This is a genomic window from Cupriavidus sp. FW305-3-2-15-C-LB2 (assembly GCF_058787575.1).
This window is the reverse complement of the sequence record NZ_JBYSZW010000006.1, coordinates 51,377-76,312: the sequence shown is the minus strand read 5'-3', so window position 1 is coordinate 76,312 and position 24,936 is coordinate 51,377. Positions and strand designations below refer to the sequence as shown.

Genomic DNA, 24,936 nt, shown 5'->3' with positions numbered 1-24,936 from the left:
CCCCTGGTGAACTAGACCCCTTTCCATCGATCGCAACAGGATTCCCATGCAGAAACCGCTGATTTCCGTCACCGCGCTGCAATCGCTGCTGGCCACCCCCGGCGGCTGCGTCGTGATCGACTGCAGCTTCGACCTGGCCGACCCGGCCGCCGGCCGCGAGGCCTACCGCACCGGCCACCTGCCCGGCGCCTTCTACCTGCACCTGGACAACGAGCTGTCCGGCCCCAAGACCGGCAGCAACGGCCGCCACCCCCTGCCCGACGCCGACGACCTGGTGGCGCGCCTGCAGGCGCTGGGCGTGGACGACGACACCCCGGTAGTGGCCTACGATGCGCAGGGCGGCATGTTCGCCGCGCGGCTGTGGTGGCTGTTGCGCTGGCTCGGCCACGATGCCGTGGCCGTGCTCGACGGCGGCAAGGACGCCTGGGTCAAGGCCGGCCTGCCGCTCGAACACGATGCCACGGAAGAGCCGGAATTGCCCGGCAAGTTCCAACGCCGCAAGTCGCTGGCGCCGACCGTCGACGCCGCCGCGCTGGTGGACAACCTCGAGCGCGCCTCGCTGCTGGTGGTGGATGCGCGCGCGCCCGACCGCTTCCGCGGCGAGAACGAGACGCTGGACCCGGTTGGCGGCCATATCCCCGGCGCGGTCAACCGCTTCTTCAAGGACAACCTGGGCGCGGACGGCCGCTTCAAGCCGGCCGAGACCCTGCGCGCGGAATTCGGCGCAGTGCTGGGTGCGCGCGCCCCGGCGCAGGCAGTGATGCAGTGCGGCTCCGGTGTCACGGCCTGCCACAACCTGCTGGCGCTGGAAGCGGCCGGCCTGGGCGGCGCGGCGCTGTACCCGGGATCATGGAGCGAATGGTGCGCCGATCCGGCGCGCCCGGTCGCTACCGGGGCCGCCTGAGGTCAGCGTGACGAGGCAATGGGCGCGGCGGGCGCAATATGGCCGTGCCCGCCGTGGCTGTGGCTCTCGTGCACGCCGTTGGTGATGAAGACGATCGCCGAGATGCCCGCGGCCACCAGCACCACCTGGATCGCCGACTCGCGCCAGCGCGGCTTGCGCTGCATCTGGGGCATCAGGTCGCTGACCGCGATATAGAGGAAGCTGCTGGCGGCAATCACCAGCACGTATGGAATCCAGCCGCTCAGCTGGTCGAGCAGGAAATACCCGACCACGCCGCCGGCGATGGCCGCCAGGCTCGACAGCAGGTTGAAGGCAAAGGCACGGGCCTTGGAGAAGCCGGCATTGAGCAGCACGATGAAGTCGCCGACTTCCTGCGGGATCTCGTGCGCCGCGATCGCCAGCGCGGTGACCACGCCGATATGCGGATCGGCCAGGAAGGCCGCCGCGATCACGATGCCGTCGGCAAAATTGTGGAAGGTGTCGCCGACCAGGATGGTCAGGCCGCTGCGCCCCGCTTCCTCGCGGTCATGGCCGTGGTGGTGGTGGTGCCCGTCGCCCTCGTGGTGGTGCGAGTGGCGCAGCAGCGAGATCTTTTCCAGCAGGAAGAAGCCGAGCAGCCCCGCCAGCAGCGTGCCGAACAGCGCGCGCGGGTCGGCGCCGGACTCGAACGCCTCGGGCAGCGAATGCAGCAGCGCGGTGGCCAGCAGCACGCCCACTGAAAAGCTCACCATGCGCTCGACCACGCGGGACGCCACCGTCAGCGACAGCAGCGCCGCCCCGAAGATGCTGCCCACCCCCGAGATCGTGGCGGCGAGCAGGATATACAAAAGCGTCGAATGGATGATGGGCTCCCGGGGTGGCGGTACCGGGCGGCCCCGCCGTTCCGCCCGCATCGCGCCGGGCGGCTAACGCAACAATGTTGCAATAACTCAAAGGCCGCATTGTACGTATCCGCCGGGACTTTGCAATCCTGCTGTCGGGCGAGAGGCGCCTCGCGGCGCCGGGACGGCCGGATCAGGCCACGCCGTGCTGCCTGAACCAGTCCAGGCACTTCTGCCAGCCATCCCTGGCATCGGCTTCACGGTAGCTGGGCCGGTAATCGGCATGGAAGGCATGGCCGGACTCGGGATAGACGATAAAGCGCGAGGCCTTGGCGTCCGGGTCGGACGACGCCGCCAGCGCGGACTTCATCCTCTCCACCTGCTCCTGCGGGATGCCGGTGTCCTTGCCGCCATACAGGCCGAGTACCGGGGCATGGAGCTGGCCGACCAGGTCGATGGGATTCTTCGGCTTGAGCGGGGTCGGCTCGGGCGCCAGCTGGCCATACCAGGCCACGCCGGCCTTCAGGCGCTTGCTGTGCGCTGCATAGAGCCAGGTCATGCGCCCGCCCCAGCAGAAGCCGGTGATGGCCAGGCGCGACACGTCGCCGCCGTTGGCACCGGCCCAGGCCACCGCGGCGTCCAGGTCGCCCATCACCTGCGCGTCAGGCACCTTGGCAATCACCTCGCGCTGCAGCTCCTGGATGGTGCCGAAGCTCTGCGGATCGCCCTGGCGCGCGAACAGTTCCGGCCCGATCGCCAGGTAGCCCAGCTTGGCAAAGCGCCGGCACACGTCGGCGATATGCTCGTGCACGCCGAAGATCTCGCTGACCACCAGCACCACCGGCAGGTTCTTCTTGCCTTCGGGCTGGGCGCGGTAGGCCGGCATGCTGAAGCCGCCCGAGGGGATGGTGACCTCGCCGGCGCTCAGGCCGGCAAAGTCGGTCTTGATGGCCTGCTGGGCCATCACCGGCAGCGCGGCCGCCGCAAAGGCGGAACCCAGCGCCGTCTTGACAAAGCCGCGGCGGTCGAACGTCTGGCCGGGGACGAGGCTATCCACTTCCGGTTTGAGCATGCGTGTCTCCAGGATCGTTGGTGGCTGGGCCGGGATGCGGCGCCAGCGGCAGATTTTAAGCAGACATGGAGAAAACATGGGGCGGCCTTGCAGCCACCTCCGCACGCCACCAGCCCGCGCGGCATGGTGCAGCACGGGAAGCCCCGGCCCGGCGCGCGTCAGTGCAGCTTGACGCGCGGGCTGGTCTTGCGGCGCAGCCAGTGCGAAACCGTGTCCAGCGCCATGCCCACGGCGCCGTGCAACGCCATCACATGCATCCGGTACAGCGACGTGTACATGACGCGCGCCATCAGCCCTTCGATGAACATCGAGCCGCCGATCAGCCCGCCCATCAGGCTGCCCACTGCGCTGAAATGCCCCAGCGACACCAGCGAGCCGAGATCCTTGAAGGCGAACGACGGCAGCGGGCGCCCGTCCAGCCGCGCGCGCAGCGCGCTGTAGAGGAAGGTGGCCTGCTGGTGCGCGGCCTGTGCGCGCGGCGGCACCGTAGTCTGCTTCTCGGCCCACGGGCAGCTGGCGCAGTCGCCGAAGGCGAAGATGTCCGGGTCGCCCTCGCTCTGCAGCGTCGGGCCGACCACGATCTGGCCCTGGCGGCTGACCGGCAGCCCCAGTGTGGCCAGCACCGGCGGCGCGGTGATGCCCGCCGCCCATACCGTCAGGTCGGCATCGATATGCTTGCCGCTGGCGGTCAGCACCGCCTGCGGCGTGACCTCGGTCACGCGCTCGCTGGTCAGGACATCGACGTCGAGCTTCTTCAGCAGCTTGGCGGTCTCGACCGAGACCCGCTCGGACAGCGCCGGCAGGATGCGCGGGCCGGCCTCGATCACGTGGATATGCACATCGCGGCGCGGATCAAGCTGGTGCAGGCCGTAGGCGCTGAGCACGTGCGCGGTGTTGCGCAGTTCGGCCGACAGCTCCACGCCGGTGGCGCCCGCGCCAATGATGGCCACGTCAACGCGCGGCCGGCCGTCCGCGCCCACGCGCCCGCGCCCGTTCTGGGCCCGCACGCAGGCCGCGATCAGGCGCTTGCGGAAGCGCTCAGCCTGCGCCACGACGTCCAGTGCGATGGCATTCTCGGCCGCGCCGGGCACGCCGAAGAAATGCGTGACGCAGCCGATCGCCAGCACCAGCGTGTCATAGGGCAGCTCGCGCGCCGGCAGCAGTTCGGCGCCGTCCTCGTCGAAGCTGGCCGACACCGAGATGGTCTTGCGGATGCGGTCGATGCCGGTCAGCTCGCCCAGCTGGAACTCGAAGTGATGCCAGCGCGCCTGCGCCGCGTATTCCAGCTGGTGCGTGTTGGGGTCCATGCTGCCGGCTGCCACTTCATGCAGCAGCGGCTTCCAGATGTGGGTGGGCAGGCGGTCCACCAGCACCACCTGCGCCTGCCCCTTGCGGCCGAGCTTGTCGCCCAGCTTCGTTACCAGTTCCAGCCCCCCTGCTCCCCCACCGACGACAACGATGCGAGGCGTCCTTGTTTCTGTCATGGTCTACCTGATGCGTTTTTGTAAATTCTTGCCTGAGGCGTTTGCCACAGTCTGCTGCATTGCAGCATAACTGGCAAGCCGGTAAGCCTGACTCGGCAGTCGCTTCATTCGATACCACAACGCATGGGCGGCGCAGGCTGGCTGACAGGCGGCCTCGTCAGTGCGCTTCTTCCCAGTTGGCGCCGCTGCCCACTTCGGCCACCAGCGGCACGCGCAGCTGCGCCACCGAGCACATCAGCTCCGGCAGCCGCACCTTGACCAGCTCCAGCTCATGCTCCGGCACCTCCAGCACCAGTTCATCGTGCACCTGCATGATCTGGCGCGTCTGCAGCCCGTCGCGCTCCAGCCAGCCCTGCACCGCGATCATCGACAGCTTGATCAGGTCGGCGGCGGTGCCCTGCATCGGCGCGTTGATGGCGGCGCGCTCGGCGGCCTGCCGGCGCGGGCCGCTGCCGCCGTTGATGTCGGGCAGCCACAGCCGGCGGCCGAACACGGTCTCGACATAGCCTTGCTCGCGCGCGGTCTGCCGGGTCTCTTCCATGTAGTGGGCCACGCCCGGGTAGCGCATGAAATAACGGTCGATGTAGTGCTTTGCGGCCTCGCGCTCGATACCCAGGTTGCCGGCCAGGCCGAACGCGCTCATGCCGTAGATCAGGCCGAAGTTGATCACCTTGGCGTAGCGGCGCTGCTCGCTGCTGACGGCCTCGCGCTCCACGCCGAAGATCTCGCCTGCCGTGGCGCGGTGGATGTCCTCGCCGTTGGCAAAGGCGCGCAGCAGGTTCTCGTCGCCCGAGATATGGGCCATTATGCGCAGCTCGATCTGCGAGTAGTCGGCCGACACGATCACGCTGCCGGGCTCGGCGATAAAGGCTTCGCGGATGCGGCGGCCCTCCTCGGTGCGCACCGGGATGTTCTGCAGGTTGGGCTCGGTCGACGCCAGCCGGCCGGTCACCGCGGTGGCCTGGCCGTAGCTGGTGTGCACGCGGCCGGTCTGCGGGTTGACCATCTTGGGCAGCTTGTCGGTATAGGTGGACTTGAGCTTGGCCAGGCCGCGGTAGTCCAGCAGCAGCTTGGGCAGCGGGTAGTCCTCGGCCAGCTTCTGCAGCACCTCTTCGTCGGTCGAGGGCGCGCCGCTGGCGGTCTTCTTCACCACCGGCAGCTTCATCTGGCTGAACAGGATCTCGCCGATCTGCTTGGGCGAGCCCAGGTTGAAGGGCTGGCCGGCGGCCTCGTAGGCGGCCTGCTCCAGCGCCAGCATGCGCTGGCCCAGCTCGGCGCTCTGCGCGGCCAGGCGTTCGGCATCGATCAGCACCCCGTTGCGCTCGACCTTCTGCAGCACCACCGAGACCGGCATCTCGATCTCTTCATACACGCGGCGCAGGCCCGCCGCGGCTTCCACCTGCGGGAACATCTTGCGGTGCAGGCGCAGGGTCACGTCAGCGTCTTCGGCAGCGTATTCGGTGGCGCGCGCCAGGTCGATCTGGTCGAAGCCGATCTGGCTGGCGCCCTTGCCGCACACCTCTTCATAGGTGATGGTCTTCAGGCTCAGCAGGCGCTCGGCCAGGCTGTCCATGCCATGGTTGCGATGCGAGGCCAGCACGTAGCTCTGCAGCATGGTGTCGTGCGCCACGCCGCGCAGCTTCACGCCATGGTTGGCAAAGACATGGGCGTCGTACTTGAGGTTCTGGCCCAGCTTCGGGCGGCTGGCATCTTCCAGCCATGCGCGCATGCGCCCCAGCACGAACTCGCGCGACAGCTGGCCGTGGTCGGGCAGCCCGGCCACGTCCGGGCCACGGTGCGCCACCGGGATATAGCAGGCTACGCCCGGCTCGACCGACAGCGAGATGCCGACCAGCTGCGCCTGCATCGGGTCCAGCGAGGTGGTCTCGGTGTCGATGGCCACCAGCGGCGCGGCCTCGATGCGCCGCATCCAGTCTTCCAGCTGGGCTTCGGTGCTGACCGTGTCGTAGCGGATCTCGGTCGGCGCGGCCTGGTCCGCTGCCGGTGCCTCGGCTGCGCCGGCCGTGGCCGGCACATCGAACAGGCCGCCTTGCGCCGGCGCGGCGGCCGCGCGGGCGCGGGCCTGGGCGCGGGCATCGGGCAGGCTTTCGCCGGTCGCTTCGCGCAGCCAGGTCTTGAAGCCGTAGCGCGAGAAAAACGCTACCAGCTTGTCCTTGTCCTCGCCCGTTTCGCGCAGCGCGTGGAAGTCCGCCACCGCGGCGGAGAGGTCGCAGTCGGTCTTGACCGTGACCAGCTGGCGCGCCATCGGCAGCCAGTCCAGCGTATTGCGCAGGTTCTCGCCGACCACGCCCTTGATGCCGGGGGCGGCGGCGATCACGCCGTCGAGCGAGCCATGCTCGGCCAGCCATTTGACCGCGGTCTTGGGGCCCACCTTGGGCACGCCCGGCACGTTGTCGACCGCATCACCGATCAGCGACAGGTAGTCGATGATGCGCTCGGGCGGCACGCCGAACTTGGCAACCACGCCAGGGGGATCGAGCACCTCGCCGCTCATGGTATTGACCAGCGTGACCTGGTTGTTGACCAGCTGCGCCAGGTCCTTGTCGCCGGTGGACACCACCGTGCGCACGCCCTGCTCCGTGGCCTGGCGCGACAGCGTGCCGATCACGTCGTCGGCCTCCACGCCATCAACCACCACGATCGGCCAGCCCATGGCGCGCACGGCCTCATGGATCGGCTCGATCTGGCGCGCCAGGTCTTCCGGCATCGACGGGCGATGTTCCTTGTAGGCCGGATACATGTCGTCGCGGAAGGTCTTGCCCTTGGCGTCGAACACGCAGGCGCTATACTCTGCCGGGTAGTCGTTGCGCAACTTGCGCAGCATGTTGATCATGCCGTAGATTGCCCCTGTGGGCAGACCCTCCCCATTCCTCAGGTCCGGCAGAGCGTGATAAGCGCGATACAGATAGCTCGATCCATCGACGAGCAAGAGTGTTTTTGGACTATCCGACATTCCCATGGACTCAAAATTGACTGGTGCCGCTGCAGGCGGTGCCTCGACCGCCCCCCTTGCTGACCCGGATGTTTCCGACATTTCCGGCGATACCGTACAACCCCCGCCGGAGGCTGCTTCCGAGCACGCCGCGGCCATCGCCGCGGCGGCCGATGCTGCTGCCGCGGGCAATCCGCCCGAAGTTGCTGCTGAAAAGGCCGCTGCTGCGGCCGCGCGCGCCAATCCGCGCAAGATGATCCCCAGCCTGCGTGCGCTGGCCGACGAAGACCGCGCTACCGCAAAGAAGGCGCGCGCCTCGTGGCAAATGTTCACGATTATGGCAGAGTTCATCGAGGCCACCGAGTACCTCTCCGAGATCCGCCCGGCCGTGTCGATCTACGGCAGCGCGCGCCTGCGCGAGGATTCGCCGTACTACCAGCGCACCATCGAGATCGCCCGGCTGTTTTCGGACGCCGGCTTTGCCGTGATTTCCGGCGGCGGCCCCGGCATCATGGAAGCGGCCAACAAGGGCGCGCATGCCGGCAAGTCCGCCAGCGTCGGCCTGAACATCGAACTGCCGCACGAGCAGCAGGGCAATCCGTACCAGGACATTGCCATGCGCTTTCGCCACTTCTTCACGCGCAAGGTCACCTTCGTCAAGAATTCGGACGCCTTTATCGTGATGCCGGGCGGCTTCGGCACGCTCGACGAGCTGGCCGAGGTGCTGACGCTGGTGCAGACCGGCAAGTCGCGCTCGGTGCCGGTGATCATGTTCGGCAGCCGCTTCTGGAAGGGCCTGCTGGACTGGTTCCGCTTCACGCTGCTGCCGATGGGCCTGATCGCCGAGCACGACCTGGACCTGATGAAGATCGTCGACGAACCGCACGAAGTGCTGGAAGCGGTCTACGACTACTACGAGCAGCGCGGCGGCGACAAGCCGATTCCGCCCAAGGAAGAGATGTTTTACCTGTAAGGCATGGACGCCGGGGCGCGCGGCGCCAAGCCACGTACCCGGCACCCGGCGCCCGTTGCGCAGGTGCCCCCCGGGGCACGGCAGCGGCCTGCGCACGGCAGGAATTGCTAGAATGGAACCTGTCCGTCTGCCAAGCCCGGCGCCGCCGGGTTGCAGTCCAACCGCTGCATGCCGCGGGGTTGCGCGCAAGCTGCGCCGCAGCCCCGCACAGGAGCACCTGATGACCTCCCCCTCCACCGCCCGCTCGGTCCGGCCCACGCGGTCTTCCGCCGTGGCCGGCGAGCCTGAATCGCCTGCCAGGCGGTCCGTGTCCAGCCTCGCCGCCGTGGCCGCCGCCGCGCTGGCGCTGGCTTCCGGCTGGGCCGTCGCGCAGGAAAGCAATGCGCTGACGCAGCAGGAGCTGAACCAGATCAACAACCAGCCGATCGCCCCGACGGCCAAGTCGCAACTGAACCAGCCGCGCCAGCCGAGCTTCCAGCTCAATGAACGCGATGGCACCCAGGTGCGCGAGTACCGCGACAAGGGACGGGCCACCGATATCCAGGTCAGGTCGGGTTTCGGCACTAAATACGAGATGAGCAAGCCGGAAGACAGCTCGCCCAAGATCCGCGAGCACGATGTCAACCGCGTGCCTTCGGTCAACCTGAAGTTCTGAGTTCGCTTGCCCACGGCCTGGCGTAAGCCCCAGGCCGCGCCGGCCCTCCGGCAGTGTCATGCCGCGGCGGCGGCCCGGACTTTGTCCGGAACCGGTGCCCGCCGCTTTCCGATTCGCTTCACACAACGAGTATGGCCGTATTCACCACGGTCTCGCAGGACGAGATCGCCCGCTGGCTGCTGGATTTCAACCTTGGCGAAGTGCGCGAGCTGCGCGGCATCGCCTCGGGCATCGAGAACAGCAATTTCTTCCTCACCACGGAGCACGATGGCCAGACGCGCCAGTATGTGCTGACCATTTTCGAGCGGCTCACGTTCGCGCAGCTGCCGTATTACCTGCACCTGATGGCGCACCTGGCCGAGCGCGGCATCCGCGTGCCCGCGCCGATCCCGGCACGCGACGGCGAGATCCTGCGCCCGCTCAAGGGCAAGCCCGCCACCATCGTCACGCGCCTGCCGGGCGCATCGCAACTGGCGCCCGACGCGCAGCACTGCGCTGAAGTGGGCGACATGCTGGCACGCATGCACCTGGCCGGCCAGGACTATCCGCGCCAGCAGCCCAACCTGCGCAGCCTGCCCTGGTGGCGGCAGACCGAGCCTGAGATCCTGCCCTTCCTGGATGCCGGCCAGCGCGCGCTGCTGCAGCAGGAGATCGCCCACCAGGCCGCCTTCTTCGCCAGCACGGACTACGCCGGCCTGGGCTCGGGCCCGTGCCACTGCGACCTGTTCCGCGACAACGCGCTGTTCGAGGAAGACGGCAGCGGACGCCACCGCCTGGGCGGCTTTTTCGACTTCTACTTCGCCGGCAACGACAAGTGGCTGTTCGATGTGGCAGTCACCGTCAACGACTGGTGCATCGACCTGGCCAGCGGCGAACTCGACCCCGCGCGCACGCAGGCCCTGCTGCGGGCTTATCATGCCGTGAGGCCGCTGACCGCCACCGAGGCCGCGCACTGGCAGGACATGCTGCGCGCGGGTGCGCTGCGCTTCTGGGTATCGCGACTGTGGGACTTCTACCTGCCGCGCGAGGCCGACATGCTGCAACCGCACGACCCGACCCATTTCGAACGCATCCTGCGCCGGCGCATCGGCGCGGACCCTGCAAGCGCCCCGCTCCCCTGGATCTGATCCGTATGCAACTACTGGAAGTCCCTGCCAAGGAAGGCTACACCTGGTTCCGCCAGGGCATCTGGCTGTTCCGCAAGAACCCGCTGACCTTCCTGATGCTGCTGTTCGTCTACCTGATCGCCGCGCAGCTGGCCATCGTGGTGCCGCTGATCGGCATCATCGCGCTGCTGGTGGTCACCCCCGGCCTGTCGGTCGGCGTGATGACCGCATGCCGCGACGTGATCCAGAACAAGCGGGTGATGCCCACCGTGCTGCTGGCGGGTTTCCGCGCCAACGGCAAGGAAGCCACGCGCAACCTGCTGGTGCTGGGCGGCATCTACGCCGGGCTGGTGTTCATGCTGGGGCTGATCGCCGGCTCGGTGGTCGACATGAGCGCGCTGGTGCCGATCGTGCTGAAGGAAGAAGCGCCGACCGCCGAAGCGGTGCGCCAGCTGTACTACGCCATGCTGATCGGCGCGCTGCTGTACACGCCGATCGCGATGATGTTCTGGTTCGCGCCGCTGCTGGCAGCCTGGCACGGCGTGCCGCCGGTCAAGGCACTGTTCTTCAGCTGGACCGCGTGCTGGCGCAACCGCGGCGCCTTCCTCACCTACGCGGTGCTGTTCGCGATGCTGCTGGTGGCGATCCCGTTCTTCCTGGAGGCGGTGTTCAGCGCCTTCGGCGCGGAGACGGTGCTGTCGTTCCTGGTCACGCCATATTCGCTGCTGATGCTGGCGATCCTGTACTGCTCGTTCTATGCGACGTACCGGGGCTGCTTCAACGTGACGCCGCCGGGGGTAGATCCGACCGCGCCGGCAACTCCCGGGGCCTGAACAACGGGCGCTCGCTGCGCGATCGTGTGCTCCCTCTCCCGCTTGCGGGAGAGGGAGCACACCGCCCTCACGGCCTATTCGCAGAACGTCTTCACCATCTCGTCCGCTGCCAGGCGCAGGTCCGGCACGAATCCCATCAGCTGGTCCATCGTCATGCGCGCCATCGGCACCTGCACGGCAATCGCCGCGCAGGCGCGGCTCCGGTTGCGCATCACCGGCACCGCGACCGCGATCATGCCTTCCAGGTTTTCCTGATTGTTGACCCCCAGGCGCCGCTGCCGTGTCTCGGCCAGTTCCGCGTGCAAGGCCTCGGCATTGGTAATGGTGTGCGCCGAATGCGCGCGCAGCGGCAGGCTGGCAACCAGGCGCTGGCGCTGCGCGCTCGGCAGGAACGCCAGCAGCAGCTTGCCGCTGGCGGTGCAGTGCAGCGGCACCCGCGAGCCCGGCTGCAGGTGCATGCGCAGCGGCCATTGCGTTTCCACGCGGTCCAGGTAGACCACGTCGTCGCCGGACAGCATGGTCAGGTTGCAGGTCTCACCGATCTTGTCGACCAGCTGCTGCAGGATCGCATGGCGCGCCGCCGCCGGACCTGCCTGCATCAGCACATTGACGGCCAGCTGCCGCACGCGCGACGAGCACTCGTAGTGGCGGTTGCCGGCAGTGCGCGACACCAGCCAAGTGCTTTCAAGCTGCTTGAGGATGCGGTGGACGGTCTGCTTCGGCAGCTCGATCGCCTGCACGATGGCCGCCAGCGACAGCGGTCCGTCGGCCGCGGACAGGATCTCGAGAATGCGGAAGGCGCGCACGGCGGCGGCATTCGAATGATTGCTCATGGATCAAATTTAAAGGATTCCGGGACGCATGGCCGTCCCGAAAACTGAATTCTCGATCGCACCCCGGCTGCGCGCTCGCGAAAGCGCACAAATTGGGACGGCCTGTCTGCCCGGCTTCACTAGATTCGATCCAGGGCCGCCGACGGTGCCGCGAAGTGCACGACAAAGCGCGGCGGCCCTAACCGTCCAAACCGCGGAGTCGAATCCATGAGTGTGCAAATACTGCATCGCCGGCAGTCCAACAATTCCGATTTGCCCCTACCGACGGCATCCCTGCCCGTGCAGCCAGCGCAAGCCGCGGCTGAAGCCGTCACTGCGGTCGTGGCCCCGGCCAGGCAGGCGCAGCGCGAGTTCGCGCGTGCCGACCAGGCCACCGTCGACACGGCAGTCGCCGCTGCCGCGTGGGCCATCATGGAGCCCGCGCGCAACCGCCAGTTGGCCGAGCGTGCCGTCGCCGACACCGGGCTGGGCAATGTCGACGACAAGATCCGCAAGAACCACCGCAAGACGCTGGGCCTGCTGCGCGACCTGCATGGCCGCAGGACGGTGGGCGTGATCGCGCAGGATGCGGCAGCCGGCATCACCGAGATCGCGCGGCCCGTGGGCGTGGTGGCGGCCATTACGCCTTCGACCAATCCTGCGGCCACGCCGGCCAACAAGATCATCAACGCGCTCAAGTGCGGCAACAGCGTGATCTTGGCGCCGTCGCCGAAGGGGCAGGACACCTGCGCGCTGCTGCTGTCGTTCATCCACGCCGAGTTTGCGCGCGCCGGCCTGCCCGCCGACCTGGTCCAGATGCTGCCCGCGCCGGTCTCGAAGACCGCGACGGCGGAGCTCATGCGGCAGGCCGACCTGGTGGTCGCGACCGGCTCGCAGGCCAACGTGCGCATGGCCTACACCTGCGGCACGCCGGCCTTCGGCGTGGGCGCCGGCAATGTGGCATCGATCATCGACGCCAGCGCCACGCTGGATGACGCGGCAGCCAAGGTGGCGCGCTCCAAGACCTTCGACAATGCCACCAGTTGCTCTTCGGAGAACAGCCTGGTCGTAGTCGACGCGGTCTACACGCCCATGCTCGACGCCTTGGCGGCGGTCGGCGGCGTGCTGCTCACGGCTTCGGAGAAAGCGCGGCTGCAGGCGCTGATGTGGCGCGACGCCAAGCTCGCCGGCAGCTTCACGGGACAGAGCGCGACCCGCATTGCCGAGCTCGCCGGGCTGGAACGCGTGCGCGCGCTGCAGCCCGCGATGCTGCTGGTGGAGGAAACCGGTGTCGGCAGCGACTACCCCTTCTCCGGCGAGAAGCTCTCGCCCGTGCTGACGCTCTACCGCGCGACCGACTTCGCGGCGGCGGTCGAGCGCGTGGCGAGCCTGTACGCCTATATGGGCGCCGGGCATTCGGTCAGCCTGCATTCGTCCAACCCGCGCCATGCGCTGCAGCTTGGACAAGAGCTGCCGGTGGCGCGCGTGATCGTGAACCAGGCGCACTGCTTCGCCACCGGCGGGAATTTCGACAACGGCCTGCCGTTCTCGTTGTCGATGGGCTGCGGCACCTGGGGCGGCAACAACTTCTCGGACAACCTCGGCTGGCGCCAATACCTGAATATCACCCGCATCGCCGTGCCCATCGCCGAGCACGTGCCCGATGAAGCGGACCTGCTGGGCGACTACTTCGCGAGGGTCGGCAAATGAACGCGCGCACGGAACCCGAAGTGTTCGACACGCTTGCCGCGCTGATTGCCGTGCGCGCCGCGCAGTGGCCCGACAAGCCCTACCTGTTGTCCCCGGACAGCGGCCATGCGCTCACTTTCGGCGCGCTGGCGACGGACGCCGGCACGCTCGGCCGCAGCTATGCGGCAGCCGGCCTGGGCAGCGGCCAGACGGTGTCGGTGTACCTGCCCAACGGCGAGCAGACCGCGCGGCTCCTGCTCGGCACCATGGCCTGCGGGCTGGTGGTCAATCCGATCAACCTGCTGTGCCAGCCGGCGCAGCTGCGCTACATCCTGGCGCACTCGGATACGAGGCTGGTCTTCACCTGGCCCGACGGAGAAGCCGCCATCCGCGAGGCCCTGCGCGAGGCCGGACTGGACGTGCCGGTGCTCGTCACCGCGCCCGATGCCAACAGCCTGCCGGCACTGCCTGCCACGCATGATGCTGCGTCGCCACTGCCCGCACCGCAGCCTGACGCGCCCGCGCTGCTCATGTACACGTCTGGCACCACCGGCACGCCCAAAGGCGTGCTGCTGACGCAGCGCAACCTGGTGGCCAACGGCACCAACGTCAGCCGCGAGCACTGCCTCGGGCCGGCCGACCGGGTGCTGGCGACGCTGCCGCTGTATCACATCAACGGCCTGGTCGTGACCGCGATCGCGCCGCTGGTGCACGGCGGCTCGGTGGTGATGCCGATGCGCTTTTCCGCCAGCGCGTTCTGGCAGGACAGCGCGCGCCACGGATGCACCTGGCTGAACGTGGTGCCGACCATCATCGCCTACCTGCTGAACGATCCGCACGGCCAGGCCCCGGCCGGCGTGCGCTTCTGCCGCTCGGCCTCGGCCGCGCTGCCGCCCGAGCATCACCGCGCCTTCGAGGCGCGCTTCGGCATCGGCGTGATCGAGACCATGGGCATGACCGAGACTGCCGCACCGGCGTTCAGCAATCCGCTCGACCCGGGCCAGCGGCGCATCGGCAGCATCGGCAGGCCATCTGGCACGCGCGCACGCGTGCTCGGGCGCGACGGCAAGCCGGCTCCTGACGGACAGGTCGGCGAGATCGTGCTGCAGGGCGAGAGCGTGATGGCGGGCTACTACAAGGCGCCGGACATCACGCGCGAGGCCTTTACGCACGATGGCTGGCTGCGCACGGGCGATCTCGGCTACCGCGACGCCGATGGCTATTTCTACATCAGCGGGCGCGCCAAGGAACTGATCATCAAGGGCGGCGAGAACATCGCCCCGCGCGAGATCGACGAGGCGCTGCTGCGCCATCCGGGCGTGCTCGAAGCCGCGGCGGTAGGCGTGCCGGACCCGGCCTACGGGCAGGAGATCGTTGCCTACGTGGTCATGCGCGAGGCCGCGCGCTGCGATGACGCGGCGCTGCGCGCGCATTGCCTGCGCGAGCTGGGCCGTTACAAGACGCCGAAGGAGTTCCGCTTTATCGCCGAGCTGCCGCGCGGCCCGTCCGGCAAGGTGCAGCGGCTGAAGCTGCTCGACCACGCCTGAACCTTCCCCCTTCCACAACCCTCGCCAAGGAGCCTGCCCGACCGGAATCCACCAGACCAGGAGACACGACTCAAGACTGCAGACAGATTGCTCAAGGACGGGGCAGCGCGGCCGGCGCCGCGCCCCCGGCGCGCCGCAAGCGCATGGCTACGGACCGTGTGCCGGCCGCCGCCCCGTCAACACCACGCGCGCGCCGCGCATAGGAGGTGGTTATGAAGCAACGTATCAAGACCCGGCACATGATCCTGGGCGTCATGTGCCTGATGTATTTCATCGCCTATATCGACCGCGTCAACATTTCGGTCGCCGCCCCCCTGATCCGCGAGGAAATGGGACTGACCACATCGCAGCTGGGGCTGGTGTTCTCGGCCTTTGCCTACCCCTATGCCGCCATGCAGATTCTCGGCGGCTGGATGGCTGACAAGTTCGGGCCCAAGAAGGTGCTGATTGTCCTCTCGCTGATCTGGGGCGTGGCCACCGTGCTGACCGGCTTCGCGGGCAGCGTGCTGATGCTGGTGGTGCTGCGCTTCGTGCTGGGCATCGGCGAAGGCGGTGCGTTCCCGACCGCGACGCGCGCCTTCACCTACTGGATGCCGGTGGCGGAGCGCGGCTTCGCGCAGGGCATCACCCACAGCTTCGCGCGGCTGGGCGGTGCGATCACGCCGCCGGTCGTGCTGGTCATCGTGGCCGCCGCCGGCTGGCGCGAAGCCTTTATCGTGCTGGGCGCGGTCAGCCTCGGCTGGACCTTGCTGTACGCCTTCTTTTTCAAGGATTCGCCCGACAAGCACAGCCGCGTGACCGCGCAGGAGCTGCAGGAGATCGGCTACCGGCACGGCGACAGCCGGCAGGCCGCCAAGGCGGCCACGCCGTGGCGGCGCCTGTTCCGGCGCATGTGGCTGGTGACCTTCGTCGACTTCTGCTACGGCTGGTCGCTGTGGGTCTACCTGACGTGGCTGCCCTCGTACCTGAAGGAGGCGCGCGGCTTCGACCTGAAGCAGCTGGCGCTGTTCACCGCGCTGCCGCTGATGGCCGGCGTGGTCGGCGATACGCTCGGCGGCGTGCTGTCGGACCGCATCTACAAGCGCACCGGCAACCTGCGCCTGGCGCGCGGCGCGGTCCTGTTCGTGGGGCTGGCCGGCTCGCTGATGTTCATCGCGCCGATGACCTTCACGGCCGATGCCGTCAACGCGGTGATCCTGCTGTCGCTGTCGTTCTTCTTCCTGGAGCTGACCAACGCGGTGCTGTGGAGCCTGCCGCTGGACATCGCCGGCAAGTACGCCGGCACCGCGGGCGGCATGATGAACACCGGCTTCGGCGTGGCCGGCATGGTGTCGCCGGTGGTGTTCGGCTACCTGATCGAGCGCACCGGCAGCTATGACCTGCCGTTCATGATCTCGGGGGCGCTGCTCGGGGTTGGCGCGCTGGCCTCGCTGTTCATCAATCCGCTGCTGACGGTGGACAGCCCCGACGAAAAGGCTGGCGAGGTCCGCCACGCCCTGCCCTGAGCCGCCCGGGTCGCGGCATGGCGCGCGCAGCGAAGCCGGACTCGTTCAGTCGATCGCGTCCAGCTTCGCCACCGACAGCGCCAGCCACTTGGCGCCGTTGCGCTTGAAGTTGATATTGGCGCGTGCGTCGGTGCCCTCGCCTTCCAGCGCGGTGATCACACCTTCGCCAAACTTGTTGTGGAACACCGACTGCCCCACCCGGAAGCCGGTGCCGGCCTCGCGCTTGGCATCGGCATAGCCGTTGCCGTTGTCCATGCCGCCGGTGGGGCGCGTGCCGGTATAGGGCACGTCCTCGGGCTTGCGGAACCAGTCGCGGCCCCAGGCGCTGTCGCGCTCCTGGCGGCGCACGCCGCCGTAGCCCTGCGCCGGCGGCGTCAGCCACTTGAGCGAGGCCTCGGGCAGTTCCTCGAAGAAGCGCGAGCGCACGTGGTAGCGGGTCTGGCCGTGCAGCATGCGGCTTTGCGCGAACGACATGTAGAGCCGCTTGCGCGCACGCGTGATCGCCACGTACATCAGGCGGCGCTCTTCCTCCACGCCGTCCGGGTCCATCATGCTGTTCTCGTGCGGGAACAGGCCCTCTTCCATCCCGGTGATGAAGACCACGTCGAATTCCAGCCCCTTGGCCGCATGCACGGTCATCATCTGCACCGCGTCCTGGCCGGCCTGGGCCTGGTTGTCGCCGGCTTCCAGCGAGGCATGGGTCAGGAACGCGACCAGCGGCGTCATCACCACCGGCAGCGCTTCCGGATCCAGCACCTGCTGGGCCTGGTCGCCGTCGGCCAGTGCCGGGGCGGCGGGGCTGCGGTCAACCGGGATCACCGCGGCCAGCGCTTCCAGGCCGTAGCCTTCCTCGACCACGAAGGCCTGCGCGGCGGTCACCAGTTCCTGCAAGTTCTCGATGCGGTCCTGGCCTTCCTTCTCGCCCTGGTAGTGGGTGATCAGGCCGCTGTGGTTGATCACGTACTCGACGGTCTCGGCCAGCGTCATGCGGCGCGTGTCCTCGCGCATCTTCTCGATCAGGCGTGTAAACGCCGCCAGCTTGCTGCCGGCCGCGCCGGGCACGTAGGCCACCGCCTCGGCCAGCGCGCAGTCATACTGGCGCGCCATGTCCTGCAGCACTTCCAGCGAGCGCGCGCCGATGCCGCGCGCCGGGAAGTTGACCACGCGGCCAAAGGCTGCATCGTTGCGCGGGTTCTCCAGCAGCTGCATATAGGCCAGCGCGTGCTTGATTTCGGCGCGCTCGAAGAAGCGCAGGCCGCCATAGACGCGGTACGCGATGCCGGCCGAGAACAGCGCATGCTCGATCACGCGCGACTGCGCGTTGCTGCGGTACAGGATGGCAATCTCGGCGCGGCTGGCGCCCTGCGCGATCTGGTCGCGGATCTCCTCGATGATCCAGGCGGCTTCCTGGCCGTCGGAGCCGCCCTGGAACACTCGCACCGGCTCGCCGTGGCCGGCGTCGGTGCGCAGGTTCTTGCCCAGGCGGCGCGCGTTGTGCGAGATCAGGTGGTTGGCCGAATCCAGGATATGCCCGTGCGAGCGGTAGTTCTGCTCCAGCTTGATCAGCCGGCGCACGCGGAACTCGTGCTCGAAGTCGCGCATATTGCCGACGTTGGCGCCGCGGAACGCATAGATGCTCTGGTCGTCGTCGCCCACGGCAAAGACCGCGGCCGGGTTCTGCGTGCCGTAGCCGGCCAGCAGCTTGAGCCACTGGTACTGCAGCACGTTGGTGTCCTGGAACTCGTCGACCAGCACGTGGCGGAAGCGGTGCTGGTAGTGCTGGCGGATGGCGTCGTTGTAGCGCAGCAGCTCGTAGCAGCGCAGCAGCAGCTCGGCGAAGTCGACCACGCCTTCGCGCTGGCACTGCAGGTCGTAGGCGGCGTAGAGGTCGACAAAGCGCTTGTTGAAGTCGTCGTTGGCCTCGACGTCGGCCGGGCGCAGGCCCTGCTCCTTGGCGTTGTTGATGAAGTACTGCAGGTTCTTGGCCGGGTACTTCTCATCGTCGACGTTGAGCGACTTGAGCAGCCGCTTGAGCGCCGAGAGCTGGTCCTGGCTGTCCAGGATGGCAAAGGTCTGGGGCAGCCCGGCGTCGCGGAAATGCGCGCGCAGCATGCGGTTGCACAGGCCGTGGAAGGTGCCGATCCACATGCCGCGGGTGTTGATCGGCAGCATCGACGACAGCCGCGTCTGCATTTCCTTGGCGGCCTTGTTGGTAAAGGTCACCGCCAGGATGCCCGCCGGCGAGACCCGGCCGTTCTGGATCAGCCAGGCGATGCGCGTGGTCAGCACGCGGGTCTTGCCGCTGCCCGCGCCCGCCAGGATCAGCGCCGGTTCGTCAGGCAGGGTGACGGCGGCTAGTTGTTCGGCGTTCAGGTTGGCAAGCAGGTCGGACATCGGATCAGCCTTGTGGATTGACGGCAATTATACCGGCGGGCCCTGTCCTGCAAGTCACATCCGGCGGGGCCGGATGGCCGGGAAATAGGCACCAGCCTGCCACCCCCGTATAATTTAACGTTTTACTGGCGCAATGCCGGCCGCCGACGGCCGCCGCCTCGCCAGGCGCAGGCCGAAGCACCCTGCGACGACCCCCGACGCCAATATCGACATCCCAGCATGACCGCCCAAGACCAGTCCCTCGCCAAAAGCTTCGAACCCACCGCCATCGAGGCGAAATGGGGCCCCGAGTGGGAGAAGCGCGGCATTGCCAAGCCGACCTTCGACCCTGCCCGCCCGGACTTTGCGATCCAGCTGCCGCCGCCCAATGTGACCGGCACGCTGCATATGGGCCACGCTTTCAACCAGACCATCATGGACGGCCTGGCGCGCCATGCGCGCATGAGCGGCGCCAATACGCTGTGGGTGCCGGGCACCGACCACGCCGGCATCGCCACCCAGATCGTGGTGGAGCGCCAGCTCGAGTCGCAGGGCGTGTCGCGCCATGACCTGGGCCGCGAGAAGTTCACCGAGAAGGTGTGGGCCTGGAAGGAAGAGTCGGGCTCGACCATCACCCGCCAGGTGCGGCGCATGGGCGCTTCGATCGACTGGAGCCGCGAGTACTTCACGATGTCGCCCGAGATGTCGAAGGCGGTCACCGAAGCTTTCGTGCGCCTGCACGAACAGGGCCTGATCTACCGCGGCAAGCGCCTGGTCAACTGGGACCCGGTGCTGGGCACCGCCGTGTCGGACCTGGAAGTCGACAGCATCGAGGAAGAAGGCTCGCTGTGGCATATCCACTATCCGCTGGTCGAGGCTGATGCCAAGGGCGGCCTGACCCACCTGACTGTGGCCACCACCCGCCCCGAAACCATGCTGGGCGACGTGGCCGTGATGGTCCACCCGGAAGACGAGCGCTATGCGCACCTGATCGGCAAGTTCGTGCAGCTGCCGCTGACCGAGCGCCAGATCCCGGTGATTGCCGACGAGTACGTCGACCGCGAGTTCGGCACCGGCGTGGTCAAGGTGACCCCCGGCCATGACTTCAACGACTATGCCGTGGGCCAGCGCCACAACCTGCCGCAGTTGTCGATCCTGACGCTGGACGCGAAGATCGTTGCCGACGCCCCCGCCGCCTACGCCGGCCTGGACCGCTTCGACGCGCGCCGCGCCATCGTCGAGGACCTGGACAAGCGCGGCCTGCTGGCCGAGGTCAAGAAGCACAAGCTGATGACCCCGCGCAGCGAGCGCACCGGCAGCGCGATCGAGCCGATGCTGACCGACCAGTGGTTCGTCGCCATGAGCAAGCCGGCGCCGGAAGGCACCTTCTACCCGGGCCGCTCGATCGCCGAGGTGGCGCTGGAAGCCGTGCAGAGCGGCGAGATCAAGCTGGTGCCGGAAAACTGGATCAGCACCTACAACCAGTGGCTGGGCAATATCCAGGACTGGTGCATCTCGCGCCAGCTGTGGTGGGGCCACCAGATCCCGGCGTGGTATGACGATGCCGGCAACTGCTTTGTCGGCCGCACCGAAGAAGAAGCGCTGGCAAAGGCAAAGGCCGCCGGCAGCACCGGCAGCCTGCGCCGCGAGGAAGACGTGCTCGACACCTGGTTCTCGTCGGCGCTGGTGCCCTTCTCCTCGCTGGGCTGGCCGGGAGAAACGCCCGAGATGCATCACTTCCTGCCGTCGTCGGTGCTGGTGACCGGCTACGACATCATCTTCTTCTGGGTGGCGCGCATGGTCATGATGACCAAGCACTTCATCGGCAAGGTGCCCTTCCATACCGTCTACGTGCACGGCCTGGTGCGCGATTCGGAAGGCAAGAAGATGAGCAAGTCCGAGGGCAACACGCTGGACCCGGTGGACCTGATCGACGGCATCGACCTCGACACGCTGCTGCAGAAGCGCACCACCGGCCTGCGCCGCCCCAAGGACGCGCCCAAGATCGAGAAGAAGACGAAAAAGGAATTCCCCGAGGGCATTCCCGCATTCGGCGCCGACGCGCTGCGCTTCACCTTCGCGTCGCTGGCCACGCTGGGCCGCAACGTCAACTTCGATACCGGCCGCTGCGAGGGCTACCGCAACTTCTGCAACAAGCTGTGGAACGCGACCCGCTTCGTGCTGATGAACACCGAAGGCCATGACTGCGGCATGGGCCCGTGCAACAACGACTGCGGGCCGGACGGCTACCTGGATTTCTCGCAGGCCGACCGCTGGATCGTGTCGCTGCTGCAGCGCGTGGAAGCCGAGGTCGAGAAGGGCTTTGCCGAATACCGCTTCGACAACATCGCCAACGCCATCTACAAGTTCGTCTGGGACGAATACTGCGACTGGTACCTGGAACTGGCCAAGGTGCAGATCCAGAACGGCACCGAGGCCCAGCAGCGCGCCACGCGGCGCACGCTGCTGCGCGTGCTCGAGACCGTGCTGCGCCTGGCGCATCCGATCATCCCCTTCATCACCGAAGAGCTGTGGCAGAAGGTGGCCCCGCTGGCCGGCCGCGCCAAGGGTGACGGCTCCGAGACCATCGCGCTGCAGCCCTACCCGCTGCCTGCGGTCGCCAAGATCGACGAGCAAGCCGAGCAATGGGTTGCGCGCCTGAAGGAAGTGATCGATGCCTGCCGCAACCTGCGCGGCGAGATGAACATCTCGCCGGCCCAGCGCATCCCGCTCTATGCTGAGGGTGACAGCACCTTCCTGAAGGCGGCGAGCGCACATATCCAGGCACTGGCGAAACTTTCCGAGGTACGCGTCTTCGAAGATGAAGCTGCCTTGCAGGCTGAAGGCGCCGGCGCGCCGGTCGCCATTGCCGGGGGCAACCACCTGCTGCTGAAGATCGAGATCGATGTCGGCGCCGAGCGCGCGCGCCTGTCGAAGGAAGTCGAGCGCATCGGTGGCGAAATCGGCAAGTGCCGCGCCAAGCTCTCCAACGAGAGCTTTGTCGCCAAGGCACCGCCTGCCGTGGTGGCGCAAGAGACGCAGCGCCTGGCCGATTTCGAGCAGACGCTGGCCAAGCTGCAGGGCCAGCTGCAGCGGCTGCCGGCCTGACGGCACGGCGGCCGCATTCACGCCCCTGCCTGCCGGGGGTTCTGTCCGGCTTCGTCGGACAGAACCGGACAGACGACGCCCGCAATGGCTGGCAGGGTTATGGACTGGAATCTGAGAGGTACACCTGATATGGAAAATCGCGTCACCAAGGCTGTGTTCCCGGTTGCGGGCCTGGGCACTCGCTTCCTGCCGGCCACCAAGGCCAGCCCCAAGGAAATGCTTCCGGTGGTGGACAAGCCGCTGATCCAGTACGCCGTGGAAGAAGCCATGGCCGCCGGCATTACCGAGATGATCTTTGTCACCGGCCGCTCCAAGCGCGCCATCGAGGACCATTTCGACAAGGCCTTCGAGCTGGAAGTGGAGCTTGAGGCCAAGAACAAGCAGGCGCTGCTGGACGTGGTGCGCTCGATCAAGCCCGCCAACGTGGAATGCTTCTACGTGCGCCAGCCCGAAGCGCTGGGCCTGGGGCATGCGGTGCTGTGCGCGGCCAAGCTGGTCGGCGACACGCCGTTCGCAGTGATGCTGGCCGATGACCTGATCGACGGCAACCCGCCGGTGATGAAGCAGATGGTGGATACCTTCAACCACTACAACTGCTCGGTGCTGGGGGTCGAGGAGATCACGCCGGAGCAAAGCCGCTCCTACGGCGTGATCGACGGCCGCGAATGGGATGCGGACGTGATCAAGGTCTCCGGCATCATCGAGAAGCCGGCGCCGGAAGACGCGCCGTCCAACCTGGGCGTGGTCGGCCGCTACATCCTGACCCCGCGCATCTTCGAACACCTGCGTGACCTGAAGCCGGGCGCCGGCGGCGAGCTGCAGCTGACCGACGCGATCCAGTCGCTGCTGGGCCAGGAGCAGGTGCTGGCCTACCGCTACCAGGGCCGCCGCTATGACTGCGGCAGCAAGCTGGGCTACCTGAAGGCAACCGTTGAATTTGCCTTGAAGCACCCGGAAGTCGGGACTGAATTCAGCGCCTACCTGGAATCGCGCGAGCACCTGACCGGCATCGGCAGCTGATCGCGCCCTGCCCTGCGGACAGGAAAGGAAGTTCCTGGACGTCTGCAGCCGTGAGAGGCCGCAACCATTCCGGCAAATGCCGGGAGGGTTGCGGCCTCTCCTTATTTGCGCTCAGGCGATGTAGGACACCGTCGGCAGCGCGAACGTTTCGCGCACCAGCCCGGCCCGCTGCGTGACCTTCGCGCACGACAGCTCCAGGTGTTCCCGCAACAGCTCAGCGGCCTTGCGCGGCGCGCCTGCGGCGGCGGCCTGCAGCACGGCCATGTGCTCGGAGAGGAAGGGATCTTCCTGCGGCATCGGCGCCGACGCTCCCAGTACATGCTTGCTCAGGGTCAGGATGCAGCGCGTGCGCTGCAGGCTGCCCAGCAGCTCCTTGTTCGGGCACAGCGACAGCAGGCGCACGTGCAGGTCATGCTCCAGCTTGTCCATGGCGGTGCGCGACACCTTCGGGTAGACACGCTGCACCTTGTGCAGGTCTTCCATCATGGCAGCCAGCTCGGCCGCGTCCGCATGGACGATAGCGCCGCGCAGCGCGGCCGGCTCCACCAGTGAGCGCAGCTCGTAGAGATCGTGGATGCGCTGCGCATCCAGCGGGATGATGACCCAGCGCTGGCGCTCGTCCTTCTCCAGGATGCCCAGGCTTTCCAGGCGCAGCAGCACATCGCGCACCACGGTGCGCCCCACGTTGAAATAGCGCGCCAGCTCGACTTCGTTGACACGGTAGCGCCCGAACACCGACAGGTGGACCAGGTTGCGCTCCACCTCGTCGTAGATGACCTCCCAGCCCAGCGTCTTGCGTGCCACGTCCGGCGCGCTGTCCACGCCCAGCATGGCCGCGTCCAGCGGCACGCGCCTGGGCTCGGTGCCGGCCGGGCCGGCGACATAGCCGCGCCCGTCGAAGCGGCTGACCAGGCCTTCGGCCTCCAGCTCGCGCAAGGCCTGCCGCACCGGCGACCGGGTGGCGCGCAGAATCTCCGCGACCGGCCCTTCCAGCAGCACGGTGCCCTGCTCCAGCGTCCCGTCCAGCATCGCCTTGCGCAGCACCTGGTGGATCAACGCGTAGATCGGCGCATGGCGGCTGGCTTCCTCCGCTTCCAGGCTGGCAGCAAGGGGGGCGACGCGATTTCGGTCTCGTGTCGTCATCGATGGGCTCGGCACTTTGTCTCCAGAACGTGGCGGTCGGTCAGTGTAGCCATGGCGGCACGCCAGGGCATCTCATCGCATTCCATCATACACGGGTATCCACGGATATTGACCATTGCCGGCAATGGTCATATATTTCGTCCCACCACGGCGCGTGTCGCACGCCGCAAGCACGACAACGAAGCCACAACAAGAGACAGGGCGCGCGCCGGCCGCGGCGGCGCCACGAGAAGGAGGAACCCGCGCCGATGGACTACCAGTTTGATTTCAGTTTCCTGTCCACGGGCTGGCGGGACTTGCTCGACGGCGTGTGGCTGACCTTGCGCATGTCGGTCGCCACCATCGTGTTCGGCTTCGTGCTGGGCACGGCGCTGGCCGTGGTGCGCACGCAAGGCCCCGCGTGGGCGCGCCGCTGCGTCACGGTGTATGTGGACGTGATTCGCAATACGCCGCTGGTGATCCAGGCCTTCTGGCTCTTCTTCGGGCTGGCGGCGGTGCAGGTGCGGGTGCCGGCCATGGCGGCGGCAGTGGTGGCGCTGGTCGTGAACGTGTCGGCCTATACCACCGAAATCGTGCGCGCCGGCATCGAGTCGGTGCCGCGCGGCCAGCTCGAGGCCGCTTCCTGCCTGGGGCTGTCGCGCTGGCAGATGCTGCGCCTGGTGGTGTTGCCGCAAGCGGTGGAGCGCATGTATCCGGCGCTGATCAGCCAGTTCGTGCTGATGATGCTGGCCACTTCGATCATGTCGCAGATCTCGGCCGAGGAACTCACAGCGGTGGGCTACCGCATCCAGTCGGAGACCTTCCGCGGCTTCGAGATCTACCTGGTGATCGCGCTCGTCTACCTGCTGCTGTCCTGGCTGCTGCGCCTGTCGATGGCAGGCATCGGCGCCCTGGCCTTTACGCGCCGCCGGCGCCTGCAAACCCCTCTCTGAACCGGA

18 protein-coding genes are annotated in these 24,936 nt (G+C 67.6%); 11 read left to right on the top strand and 7 right to left on the bottom strand.

From position 1 onward, the window contains the following. Nucleotides 1-46 precede the first annotated feature (46 nt). Complete coding sequence (locus tag AC3WRR_RS06940; RefSeq protein WP_010813646.1) at nt 47-904, top strand: sulfurtransferase; 858 nt, start codon at nt 47-49, stop codon at nt 902-904. A 2-nt stretch (nt 905-906) separates the two neighbouring features. Here the strand turns inward: AC3WRR_RS06940 and AC3WRR_RS06935 are convergent, their stop codons facing one another. The 4 genes from AC3WRR_RS06935 to polA all read right to left on the bottom strand — a co-directional run bounded on the left by AC3WRR_RS06935 (nt 907) and on the right by polA (nt 7,255). Further along, the gene (locus AC3WRR_RS06935) at nt 907-1,797 is read right to left on the bottom strand and encodes a ZIP family metal transporter (protein WP_011615804.1); all 891 of its coding nucleotides are present in this window, start codon (nt 1,795-1,797) and stop codon (nt 907-909) included. A 121-nt stretch (nt 1,798-1,918) separates the two neighbouring features. Then, entirely contained in the window at nt 1,919-2,797 is an 879-nt protein-coding gene (locus AC3WRR_RS06930; RefSeq protein WP_010813648.1) for a dienelactone hydrolase family protein, read from the bottom strand. Between the two features lie 158 nt (nt 2,798-2,955). Beyond that, nucleotides 2,956-4,281, bottom strand: coding sequence for an NAD(P)/FAD-dependent oxidoreductase (locus tag AC3WRR_RS06925; protein WP_058696656.1), 1,326 nt, complete (start codon nt 4,279-4,281; stop codon nt 2,956-2,958). A 157-nt stretch (nt 4,282-4,438) separates the two neighbouring features. Continuing rightward, on the bottom strand, nt 4,439-7,255 hold the full coding sequence (polA, locus tag AC3WRR_RS06920) for a DNA polymerase I (RefSeq protein ID WP_492296522.1): 2,817 nt from the start codon (nt 7,253-7,255) through the stop codon (nt 4,439-4,441). Nucleotides 7,256-7,259: 4 nt separating this feature from the next. Between polA and AC3WRR_RS06915 the strand changes: the two genes are divergently transcribed. From AC3WRR_RS06915 to AC3WRR_RS06900, 4 genes are all read left to right on the top strand, one after another. Continuing rightward, the gene (locus AC3WRR_RS06915; RefSeq protein ID WP_011615808.1) at nt 7,260-8,207 is read left to right on the top strand and encodes an LOG family protein; all 948 of its coding nucleotides are present in this window, start codon (nt 7,260-7,262) and stop codon (nt 8,205-8,207) included. A gap of 220 nt (nt 8,208-8,427) precedes the next feature. Further along, a complete protein-coding gene (locus AC3WRR_RS06910) occupies nt 8,428-8,862 on the top strand; it encodes a membrane protein (protein ID WP_010813652.1) in 435 nt (144 codons plus the stop codon). Nucleotides 8,863-8,993: 131 nt separating this feature from the next. After that, complete coding sequence (locus tag AC3WRR_RS06905) at nt 8,994-9,989, top strand: homoserine kinase (RefSeq protein WP_010813653.1); 996 nt, start codon at nt 8,994-8,996, stop codon at nt 9,987-9,989. Between the two features lie 5 nt (nt 9,990-9,994). Beyond that, on the top strand, nt 9,995-10,801 hold the full coding sequence (locus AC3WRR_RS06900) for a BPSS1780 family membrane protein (protein WP_010813654.1): 807 nt from the start codon (nt 9,995-9,997) through the stop codon (nt 10,799-10,801). Between the two features lie 74 nt (nt 10,802-10,875). On the opposite strand, the gene AC3WRR_RS06895 is transcribed toward AC3WRR_RS06900, so the two are convergent. Continuing rightward, on the bottom strand, nt 10,876-11,634 hold the full coding sequence (locus tag AC3WRR_RS06895; RefSeq protein WP_010813655.1) for an IclR family transcriptional regulator: 759 nt from the start codon (nt 11,632-11,634) through the stop codon (nt 10,876-10,878). Between the two features lie 207 nt (nt 11,635-11,841). Here AC3WRR_RS06895 and sauS point away from each other — a divergent pair, with 207 nt between their 5' ends. The 3 genes from sauS (at nt 11,842) to AC3WRR_RS06880 (ending at nt 16,354) form a co-directional block, all read left to right on the top strand. Further along, entirely contained in the window at nt 11,842-13,323 is a 1,482-nt protein-coding gene (gene sauS, locus AC3WRR_RS06890) for an acylating sulfoacetaldehyde dehydrogenase (RefSeq protein WP_492296520.1), read from the top strand. Then, entirely contained in the window at nt 13,320-14,849 is a 1,530-nt protein-coding gene (locus AC3WRR_RS06885) for an acyl--CoA ligase (RefSeq protein WP_439670831.1), read from the top strand. Before sauS ends, AC3WRR_RS06885 begins: the two co-directional genes overlap by 4 nt. A gap of 212 nt (nt 14,850-15,061) precedes the next feature. Beyond that, nucleotides 15,062-16,354 carry an MFS transporter gene (locus tag AC3WRR_RS06880; RefSeq protein WP_010813658.1) on the top strand — a complete coding sequence of 431 codons (1,293 nt, stop codon included), beginning with the start codon at nt 15,062-15,064 and terminating at the stop codon, nt 16,352-16,354. 45 nt (nt 16,355-16,399) lie between these two features. Here AC3WRR_RS06880 and AC3WRR_RS06875 read toward each other — a convergent pair whose 3' ends face one another. After that, nucleotides 16,400-18,748: a UvrD-helicase domain-containing protein gene (locus AC3WRR_RS06875; protein ID WP_010813659.1), complete on the bottom strand. Its 2,349-nt coding sequence runs from the start codon at nt 18,746-18,748 to the stop codon at nt 16,400-16,402. 219 nt (nt 18,749-18,967) lie between these two features. Here AC3WRR_RS06875 and AC3WRR_RS06870 point away from each other — a divergent pair, with 219 nt between their 5' ends. Then, nucleotides 18,968-21,835 carry a valine--tRNA ligase gene (locus AC3WRR_RS06870; RefSeq protein ID WP_011615813.1) on the top strand — a complete coding sequence of 956 codons (2,868 nt, stop codon included), beginning with the start codon at nt 18,968-18,970 and terminating at the stop codon, nt 21,833-21,835. 129 nt (nt 21,836-21,964) lie between these two features. Next, nucleotides 21,965-22,855 carry a UTP--glucose-1-phosphate uridylyltransferase GalU gene (gene galU, locus AC3WRR_RS06865; RefSeq protein WP_011615814.1) on the top strand — a complete coding sequence of 297 codons (891 nt, stop codon included), beginning with the start codon at nt 21,965-21,967 and terminating at the stop codon, nt 22,853-22,855. A 111-nt stretch (nt 22,856-22,966) separates the two neighbouring features. Here the strand turns inward: galU and AC3WRR_RS06860 are convergent, their stop codons facing one another. Next, entirely contained in the window at nt 22,967-23,998 is a 1,032-nt protein-coding gene (locus AC3WRR_RS06860; RefSeq protein ID WP_010813662.1) for a GntR family transcriptional regulator, read from the bottom strand. Between the two features lie 248 nt (nt 23,999-24,246). Here AC3WRR_RS06860 and AC3WRR_RS06855 point away from each other — a divergent pair, with 248 nt between their 5' ends. Further along, nucleotides 24,247-24,930 carry an amino acid ABC transporter permease gene (locus AC3WRR_RS06855; protein WP_010813663.1) on the top strand — a complete coding sequence of 228 codons (684 nt, stop codon included), beginning with the start codon at nt 24,247-24,249 and terminating at the stop codon, nt 24,928-24,930. Nucleotides 24,931-24,936 lie beyond the last annotated feature (6 nt).

Excerpts from the sequence above, each read along its gene's own strand:
- AC3WRR_RS06940 (WP_010813646.1), top strand. The coding sequence starts at position 47 with ATGCAGAAACCGCTGATTTCCGTCACCGCGCTGCAATCGCTGCTGGCC.
- AC3WRR_RS06935 (WP_011615804.1), bottom strand. The coding sequence starts at position 1,797 with ATGCGGGCGGAACGGCGGGGCCGCCCGGTACCGCCACCCCGGGAGCCC.
- AC3WRR_RS06930 (WP_010813648.1), bottom strand. The coding sequence starts at position 2,797 with ATGCTCAAACCGGAAGTGGATAGCCTCGTCCCCGGCCAGACGTTCGAC.
- AC3WRR_RS06925 (WP_058696656.1), bottom strand. The coding sequence starts at position 4,281 with ATGACAGAAACAAGGACGCCTCGCATCGTTGTCGTCGGTGGGGGAGCA.
- polA (WP_492296522.1), bottom strand. The coding sequence starts at position 7,255 with ATGTCGGATAGTCCAAAAACACTCTTGCTCGTCGATGGATCGAGCTAT.
- AC3WRR_RS06915 (WP_011615808.1), top strand. The coding sequence starts at position 7,260 with ATGGACTCAAAATTGACTGGTGCCGCTGCAGGCGGTGCCTCGACCGCC.
- AC3WRR_RS06910 (WP_010813652.1), top strand. The coding sequence starts at position 8,428 with ATGACCTCCCCCTCCACCGCCCGCTCGGTCCGGCCCACGCGGTCTTCC.
- AC3WRR_RS06905 (WP_010813653.1), top strand. The coding sequence starts at position 8,994 with ATGGCCGTATTCACCACGGTCTCGCAGGACGAGATCGCCCGCTGGCTG.
- AC3WRR_RS06900 (WP_010813654.1), top strand. The coding sequence starts at position 9,995 with ATGCAACTACTGGAAGTCCCTGCCAAGGAAGGCTACACCTGGTTCCGC.
- AC3WRR_RS06895 (WP_010813655.1), bottom strand. The coding sequence starts at position 11,634 with ATGAGCAATCATTCGAATGCCGCCGCCGTGCGCGCCTTCCGCATTCTC.
- sauS (WP_492296520.1), top strand. The coding sequence starts at position 11,842 with ATGAGTGTGCAAATACTGCATCGCCGGCAGTCCAACAATTCCGATTTG.
- AC3WRR_RS06885 (WP_439670831.1), top strand. The coding sequence starts at position 13,320 with ATGAACGCGCGCACGGAACCCGAAGTGTTCGACACGCTTGCCGCGCTG.
- AC3WRR_RS06880 (WP_010813658.1), top strand. The coding sequence starts at position 15,062 with ATGAAGCAACGTATCAAGACCCGGCACATGATCCTGGGCGTCATGTGC.
- AC3WRR_RS06875 (WP_010813659.1), bottom strand. The coding sequence starts at position 18,748 with ATGTCCGACCTGCTTGCCAACCTGAACGCCGAACAACTAGCCGCCGTC.
- AC3WRR_RS06870 (WP_011615813.1), top strand. The coding sequence starts at position 18,968 with ATGACCGCCCAAGACCAGTCCCTCGCCAAAAGCTTCGAACCCACCGCC.
- galU (WP_011615814.1), top strand. The coding sequence starts at position 21,965 with ATGGAAAATCGCGTCACCAAGGCTGTGTTCCCGGTTGCGGGCCTGGGC.
- AC3WRR_RS06860 (WP_010813662.1), bottom strand. The coding sequence starts at position 23,998 with ATGACGACACGAGACCGAAATCGCGTCGCCCCCCTTGCTGCCAGCCTG.
- AC3WRR_RS06855 (WP_010813663.1), top strand. The coding sequence starts at position 24,247 with ATGGACTACCAGTTTGATTTCAGTTTCCTGTCCACGGGCTGGCGGGAC.